Origin of the sequence: Paenarthrobacter sp. NPDC057981 (genome assembly GCF_042886835.1) — a bacterium.
In the GTDB taxonomy this organism is placed as follows: domain Bacteria; phylum Actinomycetota; class Actinomycetes; order Actinomycetales; family Micrococcaceae; genus Arthrobacter.
This window is the reverse complement of sequence record NZ_JBHVQI010000009.1, coordinates 130,272-142,920: the sequence shown is the minus strand read 5'-3', so window position 1 is coordinate 142,920 and position 12,649 is coordinate 130,272. Positions and strand designations below refer to the sequence as shown.

Annotated in this window: 7 protein-coding genes; 2 read left to right on the top strand and 5 right to left on the bottom strand. The window is 57.8% G+C overall.

All coding sequences use genetic code 11. The annotated features are described in order from the left end of the window. Positions 1 to 50: 50 nt before the first annotated feature. Positions 51 to 1,706, bottom strand: a complete 1,656-nt coding sequence (locus ACFVSI_RS10995) for a tannase/feruloyl esterase family alpha/beta hydrolase (protein WP_387823094.1) — start codon at positions 1,704 to 1,706, stop codon at positions 51 to 53. Between the two features lie 190 nt (positions 1,707 to 1,896). Next, positions 1,897 to 3,927 carry a right-handed parallel beta-helix repeat-containing protein gene (locus ACFVSI_RS10990; protein ID WP_387823091.1) on the bottom strand — a complete coding sequence of 677 codons (2,031 nt, stop codon included), beginning with the start codon at positions 3,925 to 3,927 and terminating at the stop codon, positions 1,897 to 1,899. An 839-nt stretch (positions 3,928 to 4,766) separates the two neighbouring features. Between ACFVSI_RS10990 and ACFVSI_RS10985 the strand changes: the two genes are divergently transcribed. Next, on the top strand, positions 4,767 to 6,557 hold the full coding sequence (locus ACFVSI_RS10985) for an SIR2 family protein (protein WP_387823089.1): 1,791 nt from the start codon (positions 4,767 to 4,769) through the stop codon (positions 6,555 to 6,557). A gap of 508 nt (positions 6,558 to 7,065) precedes the next feature. Continuing rightward, positions 7,066 to 7,635, top strand: a complete 570-nt coding sequence (locus ACFVSI_RS10980) for a hypothetical protein (protein ID WP_387823086.1) — start codon at positions 7,066 to 7,068, stop codon at positions 7,633 to 7,635. A 392-nt stretch (positions 7,636 to 8,027) separates the two neighbouring features. Here the strand turns inward: ACFVSI_RS10980 and ACFVSI_RS10975 are convergent, their stop codons facing one another. The 3 genes from ACFVSI_RS10975 to ACFVSI_RS10965 all read right to left on the bottom strand — a co-directional run bounded on the left by ACFVSI_RS10975 (position 8,028) and on the right by ACFVSI_RS10965 (position 12,487). Next, positions 8,028 to 10,574, bottom strand: a complete 2,547-nt coding sequence (locus ACFVSI_RS10975; protein ID WP_387823083.1) for a HEAT repeat domain-containing protein — start codon at positions 10,572 to 10,574, stop codon at positions 8,028 to 8,030. Positions 10,575 to 10,738: 164 nt separating this feature from the next. Next, complete coding sequence (locus ACFVSI_RS10970; RefSeq protein ID WP_387823080.1) at positions 10,739 to 11,941, bottom strand: hypothetical protein; 1,203 nt, start codon at positions 11,939 to 11,941, stop codon at positions 10,739 to 10,741. A gap of 297 nt (positions 11,942 to 12,238) precedes the next feature. Further along, the gene (locus ACFVSI_RS10965) at positions 12,239 to 12,487 is read right to left on the bottom strand and encodes a competence protein CoiA family protein (RefSeq protein ID WP_387823105.1); all 249 of its coding nucleotides are present in this window, start codon (positions 12,485 to 12,487) and stop codon (positions 12,239 to 12,241) included. Positions 12,488 to 12,649: the final 162 nt, after the last annotated feature.

The window sequence follows — 12,649 nt, the reverse complement described above, 5'->3', positions numbered from 1 at the left end:
GATTACCGGCAACATGCCGGTAATCGGGGGCTTCTTTAACTTACTGGCCCCTACGAGGCTGCGACTTCGGTTCTCCTCAGGCGGTAGGAGCCGGAGTCGCCCGACACCGGCACGTACCGGACGCCCAAAGCCGGATCCTGCTCATCTGTTCCAGCACGAACGGGAATGAGTTCGTCCGGAGCAACTCCGTGCTCGACCCAACGCATGAGCGCGATCATTCCTGTTGAGAGATCGAAGTTAAACCGCCCGGGCTCAGCAAGCCCATGGGCCTGACCGAGGCAGACGAAGAGCCTAGCGAAATCGCTCGTGCTATCGAACCCGCCAAACGCTGACGCCAGCCGGTCATAGTACTCGTAGCTGCTCTCGGGCGGGATCACTTGGTCTTCAGTCCCGTGAGTGATCAAAAGCTTTCCACCGCCGTCCCGGAAGGCATAGAGATCTGTGCTGTCGACAGCCACGTATGCGAACTTTTCCAACCCGACCTTCCAAAGTCGGGCGAACTCATCGAAAGTCAGGGATCTCCAATCGTTCTTCCGCCCATCGGTCAACCACGTCTGGAACCACACTTCGGAGATCTCCCACGGGACAGGCACCAGCGCACCGGAATCATCCAGTTTCGTCTCGCAAATCCCGAGTCCGGGACCCATCGCCCCCCAAGCTTCGACGCCCGGGCGCACGCCGTACCACAGCCGCTCTCCGTCCGGTGCGGTTGGGCCATCCCAGATCATCTGCATCACTCGAGCGTCCTGCTCGGTGATGACACCAGCGGGAGTGTCCACGCCAATTAGCGCCGAAGGATCGAAATCCACCCGCTCGACAGTATCGATGAAGGGGCGCAGCGATCCTGACCTGATCCGATAAGCCTCGACCGCCGCGCTCCGGAACGCCTCCAGCTTGGCCGGCGAGAGTGGGTTGTCCAATTCCTTCATCACCAGCGCTGGCCACATCCCTGCGGGAATGAGATGAGTCCAATTGATGGCCGGCATCTCCGACCAAACGCCGTTGTAGTCGTCCGGGTGGTGTAGCGCCGACGACAAGGCCTGGCGTCCGCCTCCCGAGCCGCCCTGGAAATAGCTGAAAGCCGGCTCCTTTCCGTGAATAGCTGCCGTGACAGCCTTTCCGACAATCGTCATTACATGAGTTCCTTCATGGACCCATGTGTTGATAAGGACCGGATCGTTCTTTCCTGTTGTAGGCGAGATCTGCCATTCGTAAGCGCTCCCGTCCAGTGGCACTCCGCCATCAGTCATCCCGACGGCAAACCCGTTGAGCACGCCGTTGACCATGGGGAAGTGAGCATAGGCAAGACGGGATCCTGCCCCACCGACACCGAGAAAGCGTTCGTTCCACGCCAGCGGTACCCAAACTTCGATGTTCGCGATGTGGCCGTCGCCATCCTGGCTATGGATATGGACGGCGCAGTAAGGTGGCATGTCACTGAAATCCAGGCTGGGGACAGCCCAGGTGGCTGGCGTCGCTACCGCTCCCGAATCGTTGATGGATACTTCGACGACCTCAACGCCGGGGATGTCCTGCAATGCTTCGGCGATGGTCGCCCTAGTACAGCGTGCCCGGGCCTCATCGCCCTCGTTTATGGATGACAGATTCACCCAACTCGCTGCGGCAGTACGCTGAAGATCGAGCATCGTTACCTCTCCTTCACCAGAGCCTGCGTGCCCACTGCCTCTCAGGACGAAACGTGGCATCCACCGGGAGTCGAGAAGATGCAGTGATTGCACACAAGGTTCCGACTTTATTCTTCTTTGGACCATCGGGCATCTACGCCACGACGTAGCCAGTTCGAACGGACGGCTTGTTCCGATCATTCCCATTACCCGACAATGAGTGCACCCCCCAAAGAGGGGTTTTGGGACGCTGAGATATTCCCCGCGATCGTCAACTAAGCATGGGCCGGTAAAGCAATTCGAGTCCGGCGGAGTCATAGATTTGGCGGCAGCGTTCGATCGACAAGCACTCATCCTTTGCGCGGTCGCGGTCGAGAACATGGTTGCCTTCCAGCACTTGGTCTTTCGGCGGCATCAACCATGCAGGTTCCTGATCGACCCAGAAGTTATCGAGGAATTGGATGTGCTCCCCGGTGGGCAAAACGCCGTTGCCGGACAGCGGGCCACCCTCCACGTTAAGGCCCCCAGCGGAGTTCGTCGTGTTGTATACGACGTTATCGGTGAACGTGATGTACGTCGGCCCATAGTCAGCGTAGAGGGCGAAATCCAATGGCCCGTTGGTGAGACCAGGGTACACATCAGGCTCATAGTCAGTGTCGTGGATGAGGTTGCCGCTCACCAAGGCGCCCGTCTCGTATGAACCGGTCTGAGACTGAGGGCCGACTACGTATACACCACCACCATCACCCATGACTCGCAGGATGTCGAAGACCTTGTTGTTCAGGATCTTCGCCCCGCTAGTTCCAGGACCTGGGCAGGTCGGCGCCACGCCGCACACGAAGATGCCACGGTCTGAGATGGTATTGATCTGATTGTTGCGGATGGTGATGTTTCTGGACTGGATGGCGGTGATGCCTGTTCCAGCGCCCGAATACTCCTCGCCGATGTGGTGGATCCAGTTGTTGGCTACCAATACACTGTCGGTGATCGAGTCCCGGGTCTCTGGCTGGACGTTGCCGAGGATGATGCCGCCACCGGAGGTATCGGTAATCTCGTTGCCTACGATGGCGATGTTCTTCCCATTGGCCTCGATGGCGTCAGCCCCCATGTGGGAGAAGGTGTTGCCCTCGAGAGTCACCCCATCTACGTAGCGGAACCGGAGACCGCCAGGGTTGTGGCACGTCTCACCCACTGGGTAAACGACGGGCCCGCACCAATACTGCTCGGAAAGGTGGTGCACGTAACCATCCGTGGTGTTGGGCTTGTTCCAAGCTGTGTGCTGGAAGTCCACACCGCGGAAAGTGAGGTTGCGCACCGGAACCTCCGGTGTGCCATTGGTCTCGACAAGGCGTTCGAGGGCAGGAACGACGGCGTTGACCTGGCTCATGTCCTCGCCGGGGCGCGGAATGTAGTACAGCTTGTGGTGCCGGGGGTCGGTGGTGTCCAGTACCTGGGTGCCGGGCTCGGACAGGAAGGATTTGCTGTTCTCAAACGACGTGGGTCGACGCGTCGGGCTCGTCCCGACGTGTGTCGAACCAATCACGCGGCTGAAGCACGGCTGGTCCATCACAATCTCGGTCAATGCAATGGAGGACACCCCGCAGCGGGGGGCGGCCCACGAGACTGCAGTACGAACCCATACCGCTTCGATGTCCGCCGGGTTGGCCCAAGACCCCACCTGGAGGGTAGGCGTTGCGTCGACTACCGTGTAGCCAGCGGGCGTTTCGACCATGCCGACGTTGACCGAGATCGAGGCTCGTGGCGCCCGCTGGTCGTTGACGTACACCTGCCGCGGTTCGAGGGTTCCGACATCAGCTACCCAGATGTTGCGCGGCCCGTTATCCAGCGTCCATCCAGTCACCTTACGGCCGCCGCTGAGGACAACCTCTGCGTGCCGTCCCAGTGGCTGATTGTGATCGTACCCGGCGGCCTGGTAGGTCACTCCGAAGCCATTACGGCCGGAGTCGGAGGCGTTGAAGGTCAACGTCTTATCAAGCACGTAGGTGCCGCTGTCAATGTTAACGACGACGTCGCGCGTGCCGGCCGACGCTACCTCGCGCGCCGCCTTCTGCGCTCGTTCAATGGTGGCGAAGGGCTTGGACTTCGTACCCAGACCCGAGTCGCTTCCGCTGTCGGCTGAGACGTAGAGCATCTCCGGGGAACCGGACACGCCGCGTAGGGTGGTTGCTGCCTGAACCGGAGCCTCCCGCGCGACCGTATTGGTCGCAAGAACGCCAACGAGGGCAATGGCGCTCACGATCAATAATCGCGGTGACGTCAGACGCCTCCTCCTGCTGCTCATGTGTACTCCTTGTTCCGTCGAGTGTTAAGACCGCAGTGTCAGCAGCTGCATTCGTCTCACTGGTCAACGGCATAAACGAAGATACAGAGAGAGAAGAGGAGGGCATCAATCAGATAGATAATGCAGGCGCTGCGCCGACCCCGGCCACTTGTCATGAAGGCCCATCGCCGGGCTTTCACTATCTTGAAAGTGATTCACTTGCTGGAAAATGTTATTCGGGTCACAGTTGGAGTGTCAAGGCACCGAGTGGGGTTGATAGGCGTTCGCTATGGGTGGTGCGGCCATTGGCCGGTACCTGGCGGCATGCAGCGACCAGCAGTTGCTTCGCTTGGAGGACGTGAGAACTCCTGTCCGTTCTCAATGTAGTTGTCAGTGGCGACGTGGGAACTGACAGGTTGAATGAGACAGAACTGGCAGTTGCTTCTCATTCATGTTGTCAGTTCCGTAGATCAGCAAAGGGCTTGCAGCGTGCCCGGCCAACATATTCGCCAGCAACGGCAAGGCAGGCGCCAATGACAACTGGACTGGGAGACGCCTCAAATCCGTCGACTGACACCTTTACTGCGAAAACTGCCATCTGCCGTTAATGCACGGGGGTTCTCGCAGCTACTTCCACTCCCGTGGTTTAAACGCCGATAACGGATGTTATGTAAAGTTGAACAGTGATTATTGCATCCCATGCACGATCACGCCCTCGTACCGTCCTGGGCGTCCACACGTTGCAGCTCTAGCGCTGACGAACTGGCGTTCCGAATACCGATCGACCGGGACGCCAGAGTAACGAGTAACGTGTCAAAGCATTTACAAATCACCAACAATGCCGCACATAAGGTGTTCTCATGAGTAGAGCCCTGGACATCCGGATTAGTCTTGCCACCTCAATGCACGCCCAGCCCGGGGTGTATGCCCTCCTTATAGGCTCAGGGACATCTACTGGGACCGGCATGCCAACCGGGTACGGCGTTATCAAGTCACTGGTCCGACAAGCTGCCGCAGCTTCCGAATTTCCCCTTGACGAAAATGATGACGTGGAAGCATGGTGGGCCGAACACGGCGATGAACAGGAACTGGGCTACTCGAACCTGCTCGAGCAGATGGCCCCCAACCAGGCGGCCCGTAGTGCACTGCTCGGGGAATTTTTCGAAGCAACTGAGGAGGAACGTCGGGAAGGCAAGAGGGTCCCGGGTCCGGCACACCAGGCCCTCGCCCACCTGGTTCAAAAAGGTCTTGTGAAGGTCATAGTTACCACCAATTTCGACCGACTTATCGAACAAGCCTTGGCGGCGATTGGGATCGTTCCCCAGGTTGTGGATTCCGAACAATCGGTCAGAGGGATGAAACCCCTCGTGCACTCCGAATGCACTGTCATCAAGATCCATGGCGACTACAAGAGCCTCGAACAACGCAACACTCTCGCGGAACTGAGCAGCTACGGCGAAGGTATGCAGCAGCTGATCGACCAGGTCTTCGATGAGTACGGCCTCATCATCAATGGATGGTCTGGCGAGTGGGATAAGGCACTGGTTCAATCACTCAAAGGTCGCCGCAGCAGACGCTACCCCCTCTTCTGGACGAGTTATAACAAACTAGGCGAGGCAGGCCAGGAACTCGTCGTACGACACAACGCCGTCGTCTTGGAAAACGTCACAGCCGACGAGTTCTTTCCCGACCTCGTGACGCGTCTGGACTCCCTTGAAAAGCTCGCAGCACCACCGATCACCGAAGCAATGGCTATCGCAAGGCTCAAAAAGCTCCTGCCCTACCGGGAAAACCACATCGAGCTCCGTGACCTGCTTGATGAGGAGCTGAGGCCAATAGCTAGAGCCCTGTCAGAACGCTCTCCGCGCATAGTTCCCTCCGATGGATCCACAACGGTCAACGTCCCGCGCGACTTCGAAATAGAGTGCGCGAGACTGCTGGCCACGTCACAGACACTCATGAAACTGGTCGCTACCGGTGTCATGTTTGACCGCGATAAGTTACACACCGACCTCTGGATCTGGGCGATCCAGCAACTGCTTCGGGCCCACACACCGATCGCTGGGGGGTTTCACGAGCATTGGATCAACCTCAGCAAATATCCTGCATTGCTTGTCTTCCGGGCAGCGACCATGGCAGCGGTAACCTCCCATCAAGACGATGTTTTCCTCAGGCTCTGCCGCGAACCGAAATTGAAACACCACAACGTCGACGAGCTACTTCCGGCTTTCGTAGGCCTTGACAGCTATCTCGTGCTGGACCGTTCAGTGGTCGTTGAATTTCCCCGCTGGAAGGGGACCCGATATTGGTATCCGCCCAGCGCCCTGTTAGAAAAGGATCTCGAAGCTTCGATGCTGTCCGTTTTGGGTGACCAGGAGACATACTGGGAGGCTTTCCGAAGGACGGAATACCGTTTGGGCTTGCTTACTCTCCTCGAACCGTGGGATTGGTTCGAACCGACGCCGGGCATGTACTGGAGTCGTGACACCTCCTGGTCACGTGGTGGTGAGCTGATATGGGAACGCGACTTCCGGGCCAATGCCGACAGGGAGGCATGGGGCTGGGAGCCGGTCGAGGATTCGGATGACTCCTTTAGCGACAAGATCAATGAACTGACGGAAAGAATCAAGAAACAACAGATCATGTACTAGGGCAGGCCAAATGATCATGTATGCCGGTACGCCGCTGAACGCGTCTTGGAGAAGAAGAGGTTCCATAGCGTGCGACTGCAGTGGCGAAGGGGTATATGGCGCCAGCGAGGGGGCACGCCAGCCTACGGTAACCTTTTGACCGAGAAATTCGAGGGGATATCTTCCTGGACTGGAAGTAGTTGCCCTTAACCCTGGCCGGGCCAATTAAATATACGGCGCGTGTGCAGCCCGCAAAGGCGCCGGCACATTTCCACGATAATCTCATAAAAAGACAGGACCGAACCTTCACATCCCGTACGCCCGAGCACCGCGTCCGGGTATCCACGATGCCCACTCCGCGTCGTGACAACAGGCAACACCACCGTGGTCTCCGCCTGTTTCCGTAGGCCGATACCGACGTTACATTTCGAGGCTGCGATGCTGGGGCCCCAGCATTAGGCTAAGCCCTACTCACTCCACATCTCCCCGCTAAGCCGGCTGGGGCCAATATGCACGAGGAAGCCTATTCATGACGACAGCAGGCGAGAACGGCTCGCAAAGCTCTGGCAGGAATTGGGTTGAGAGACACCCAGTCGGCACCGGAGTTCTGGGCGTGCTCTTAGCTGGAGTCCTCGGCGCGGGTTCTGCCGTATGGGGAGCCCAAGTGTCCTCCGAAGCCTCATACAGAATTGCAAATGCGCAACTGCAGGTAGCTGCAGAGCAAAAAGCTAAGGACCAGAAAGAATCTACTTACAGAAGCTACCTCGACGCAGCCAATTCATATAGGAATGCTGCGGTCGACCTCTTTGGCGGTACGGCCCCGGCAGATGCCAAGACAGCATGGTCGTCGTTCATGACTGCAAGGGCCAAGTTTCAAGAGCAGACCAACGAGATATACGTATACGGAAGCAATGACGCATGGGAGGCGCATCTGAAAGTAGCAAAGACCCTGCCACCTGCGCTGGGCGACGCATCTCTTAGCTTCAGTGCCACGGATGTCTCGAGCCAACCAGCGTTTACAGCCGCCTATAGGGGCTTTCTCGAAGTCCGATGCAGGGAAGTCCCAGCGCAGGTTCGTTCAGGCTGCGCTAGCGGATGACCCCTGCGATGTCGCCCGCGGCTCCAGGGCCGAAGCGACCTTTATGGGCGCGACGTCATCACGCTGCGGTAACAAAGCTCGAAAGGCTCTTTCATCCCGAAGGCGTCCATAGCCACACTCGCGACAAGCCGGCATCGGCGAACCCACGTATCACGCGCGGCGGCAGGCTCAGGCTCAAGCGGTCCGTCTCCGGTGCTCCTGCGCTTTCGGGATTTCGCGTTGTGGGCCCGTTTGCGGGTTCGGGCCAGTTCGGGGTTAGCGAGGTATTCCATAGGGGGGTCCGTGACGTCCGCTTCGAGTGCGGGTATAGCAGCTTGGGGCGTAGTTTTACTGGCGCGATTGCGAGCAGTTGCAGGACCCTAACGTGTTCTGAAGTAGTCAGTCGAAATTTCCTAGGACTGTCGAGACGACGAACTTTGATCTTCCTCGACGATCCGTGTCACCGTACCGAGTAGGGTCAGAACGGCCTGTCTTTGCGGCAGAGGCCAATCACTCGAGGCCCAACCCATAGGTATCAAGTCAGAAAGAATCGCGAAGGACAGCGGGACGTCTTGCGAGTTGCGTACTCTAGTCTGCTTGGCCCTCAAAACAGCGGTTTCGAGTGCTTGGATGACAGCGAGCGGACTGGAAAAGGACAGCGCTTCGGCCGCGGTTCGTGAGATACCAGGTACCCAAAGGCATTGCCCTAGGGCAGCTGCAACGTCCCTCCCCTCTTTGCCTCCCAACAGTTTGGCGGCTTTGGCCCGTAGATCCCGGTCGGCGGTCGCAGTCAAAAGGATCTCAATAAGAACAGCGTTCTCACGCTCTCCTCCATGCCGACCGAGCACTTCGATAGCCCGAATGCGGTCGCGTGAAGAAGAAGCCGGATCGCATAGGACTTCGAAGAGGATGTCGTCCGCCGGCTTGAGTCCGCGGCCACCGGCAGCCATAGCGGTCTCCATGCGAACTCTCGGATGAGTGCCAGCGCTAGATAAAACTCTGATCAGGGCTGGCTCGCCTTCCACCCCTCCAAGGCTAGCCAGATAACGAATGGCCCAGATGTGGTCCGGCGAAGATAAGGTGTCAGGGTCAGAGACGATATTGATGAGGACGCGTCTCACTTCCTCCATCTGGCGGCCTGCTAGCGCTGTGATAATCAGCTCGAACATCCGGTACTCAATATCGGCGTCGTGAAGAAGGTTGACAAGGGCTCGGCGGGTTTCTTCTTGGTCGTGCTCCCTAAGGGCACGAGCTGCGTTCTGCCGCACGCTGTGATCGATCGTTGGAGTCCTGACGATCTCCACGAGCGCCCGTGCTCCACCGCTTCCTCCACGACCGCCAAGCTGGCGAGCCGTCTCCGCTTTTATCCACGAGGGGGCCTGAGGATCCCTAAGAACCTCTATGAGGGCCCTATCCGCTTCCTCCTCACCTCGCGCGTCCAAGGCAAAGGCAGCCGACCAGCGCGCCCACATGGAGCTGCTGGGGTTGTGCAGGACTTCGACGAGGCCTTGTTCAATGTTCGCGCTCAGGTCACCGTCTTGAAGTGACTGAGCCGCTGACCATCTGACCCAGAATGGAGTAGTTGGGTCGCGAAAAAGATCCAGAACCCTGATCTTAGGGGCGGCTCCGCCGCAGCCTGCAAGCATGAGCGCAGACATCCAACGGGCCCACGGGTCGACCGTAGAATCTTCTAGGAGATCCAGTAGGGCACGGTTGGCTCGCGCGCCACCCTGGTCGCGCAGAGCGCGAGCGGCCTCGCCACGAGCTTCCTGATCAAAGTTTGGGTCCCGCAAGGCCTCTATGAGAGCGTCCACTCCTTTGTTCCCTGCGCCGTCGCCCAGTAACAGCGAAGCGGTGAATCTTGCCCAAGAATCGGTAGTAGGGTCTCCGACGACTTCAGCGAGCCCTAGAGCGACAGCCTCCCCGCTGGCCTGTTTAAACTGCTCAGCAATAGCCTGGCGGACCCAAGTGGCGGCGGTCGGGCTGCGAAGAACTGCCATTCTTCTCTGCAGAGCCCCCTCCCCCTTCAAAACTGAAGCCGCGATTGCTCCGGAGAACCGCGACTCCTCGCTAAGCTTGGCGTCCTCGAAGAAGTCCATGATGGCCTGCGCTGCCTCCTCGGTGCCGTTTTCGGCAAGTAACCGTAGCGCCGCGCTGGGGCTTGAATGCTCGTCGCTTCGTAGCTTGGCTATGACCTTCGCAATTAATCGAGGCGGCAATTTGGGTGCGATTAGCTCGAGTTGATATGGCGCTGTGGGATGTCCACGCTCCCAAAGAAACATCCAACGCGCGGCCACAGCACCCGCGAGCTCAGCCGAGACAGATGCTCTCTGTACAACCCGTGTGGCAACGGCTAGTCCGCAATGGAGAATATCTGGATCCATAGCCAGTAAAGCGCTGAGGTAAGCGCTGTGAGCAACCTGAAACTCGCCTATTAAGCTGAGGACTTCGTCCCAGTCCTTGTCAAACCAAAGGTGCCGCTCAAGAAGTTCCTGCCAGCGGATACCCTTTTTGTGCGCTAGATTCTTAGCGACCAGGTATTCTGCGACCGTTCGATGGATAAAATAGTAGGCTGGAGCGCCACCCAACCGGTTGATTCCACTGGGAATGAGGATCCCAGATTGTACTGCAGCACGGAGTGCATCAACTTCACTCTCGCCCTTCGCGGAGCTAATCACATCAAATATTTCATCGGCCAACATACGGTCTTTCCACCCATCTGGGTGTTCGGCGAAGGACAAGGCAATGTCCCCAAGAACTCGAAGGAGATCTGCTCGATCTTTTAGCGAGAGGTTTTGTATCTTGGTCGACGCCTGACGCTCACCCCTCCGGTGATAATCGTCTAAGAGAAGGTTCAAGATCCGCTCATAGAGGCCCGCGCGGCTGTCCGGAATGTCTTCGTCTTCGTCGGCCAGCGCGCAAGCGAATGTCAGGAGGAGGGGAGTCCTTAGCAACCCCATGAAGTCATCGTTCGTGAGACGGTCTACAAGGCGCTTTTTGGAAGCCGGTGGAAGTGCCCAGGCATCAACGTACGCAAACACTTCGTCCGGAGTGAAGGGCTGCAGTTCGACCTCGTCGATCGTCGAAAGCCCTGCTGGCCGACGATAACCAGACAGGCGACTCGTTAGGAGAACCCTCCCTTTTCCCTGACGAAGTTGACAGTTATGAAGAAGCAGCCCCAGGGGGCTGATCCACTTTCTGCAGGCACCTCATCAAGCGCATCCAGAAGGTACGTGTTGGGTGTTGTTTGGAGATGCCGAGTGAACCAATCGCGGTAAAATTCGTTGTCGATATCCTGCAAGTTGGCACAAGCTGCTTCAAAACTGAGTTGAGCATCCTTACTAGCTATCTCATGGAGGACATCACAACGGACAATTACAGGAAGATGGAGATCCTCAGGCTTAACTTGACTTTCAAGCGCCGTGAGCGCATCAATGGCGAGTCGACGCGCTTCCCTGTGAACAAGTAAGGTCTTGCCCGTCCCCGGATCGCCGAGCACTGCTAGATGCCCGTCTCTGGCAGCCATCTCATCCCAGGGCACAACTTTTGTACGGCCGCCCGATTCAGATCTGATTGATAAAGGTTCGTAGACTTGACGACCCTTTTCGACATCTCGCCGTACAGTCACGTGAACCCTCGCAGGTCGATCAAGCTTGCCTGCATTTTGCTTGGCTTCCGTGAGCGGCGAATTCATTCTTGCTTTGCAACAACGCAGAACCCATTCAAGATAGGTGCGGATTCCGCGGCGTATTGAGGCCGGCGAGCCTGTCTGATTTACTTCAGGGATTGAAGGGAGTAATTGAGTGAGGTCAGCGAAGGAAGTCGCCTCTCTTGCAGCTCGAGTTTGGAGCTCCTCCCGAATACAAGGGCCTAGCCAAAACAGGAAGTCATCTATATCGATAGATAATTCTTCACTTAACAAATGCAAGTCCCCGACTTCGGATTCTAGGCATTCACGGATTGATTCAAGGGAATCAGTAGACCCAGTAACAAAATGCTGGACATACAACTCCCATGACTTAGAACCGCTCATAGGCTCGAGGACTCGATCGGTGAAGAGATCCCACCACGATTCGCTCTCGTAGACTGCCCAGGCCTCGGTATCTGATTGTTCGGTGGAATCATACGCGACCGACCTCCACACCGCGCCCACTACGCCGGCGGCAATCGCCCCGTAAAGTCCGTCGAACTGCTCCTCAGCATGCTTCCGTCGCCCAAGCTTCCCGGCCTTCACAATCCCAGTGACCATTTGCATGCCTAAACCGGTTGCAACCCCCTTGGCAACGTAGGGTCCCCATTCCGCTACAAAGACAGCCAGCTCACTCAAGTTGTTCACCGTCCACACATTGGTTTTGTCCCACCGTATTGGAGGAACTATAACGTTGACCACTACCAGGCCCGGATGCGAGCACCTATGATTGCGAGCTTCCAGAGCCGCTAGAGCACAGACATCACGGCAGCTAGCACCCACAGAACAACGGCCCGCCGCGCTACCGGCCGCCACTCTCACATCCGGTGTCGTCATCGGTAAAGCATGCGCGGAGCAAACTCGATAGGACTGAAAGCTATCCGAAATAGAACGCTACCGGGCCGCTGTCTGCGTCCGCGTCAGGTGGCGCGTTCGCTATTCTGCGCGGGCAGGTACACCGGTGTTGTCAGCGCGGCGTTCTGTAAGGAATTTGAACGCGCTCCACCGCCTCCTCACCAACCGGCAGTCCTGCCTGTGTCGGGCGGCAAACGACGGCTGACGCTTCTGTCCCGCTCGGAACACCGCGCGTCCATGACAAGATAAACAGGCCAGTTCCTGGCGGGTTGCCCTCCGCTCTTCCGGGGGAAGTCCCCGCAAATTCTGTGGCCGTCCATTCCGTGCCATCCAGAACGCTTTTGCCACATACAAGGCCCCTCCTCATTACTTACAACTGAAACTTCATGCCCGCAGCCTGGAGCCCAGCGAACAGCTCCGCATCGCCAAAGTGCCCAAAGGTGCTCAGCCGGGCTCCCAGTGAGACGGTCAGGGGTTGCCGCGCCAAGCACG

Coding starts and splice junctions, on each gene's coding strand:
- ACFVSI_RS10995 (WP_387823094.1), bottom strand. CDS start 1,706: ATGCCACGTTTCGTCCTGAGAGGCAGTGGGCACGCAGGCTCTGGTGAA.
- ACFVSI_RS10990 (WP_387823091.1), bottom strand. CDS start 3,927: ATGAGCAGCAGGAGGAGGCGTCTGACGTCACCGCGATTATTGATCGTG.
- ACFVSI_RS10985 (WP_387823089.1), top strand. CDS start 4,767: ATGAGTAGAGCCCTGGACATCCGGATTAGTCTTGCCACCTCAATGCAC.
- ACFVSI_RS10980 (WP_387823086.1), top strand. CDS start 7,066: ATGACGACAGCAGGCGAGAACGGCTCGCAAAGCTCTGGCAGGAATTGG.
- ACFVSI_RS10975 (WP_387823083.1), bottom strand. CDS start 10,574: ATGGGGTTGCTAAGGACTCCCCTCCTCCTGACATTCGCTTGCGCGCTG.
- ACFVSI_RS10965 (WP_387823105.1), bottom strand. CDS start 12,487: ATGGCACGGAATGGACGGCCACAGAATTTGCGGGGACTTCCCCCGGAA.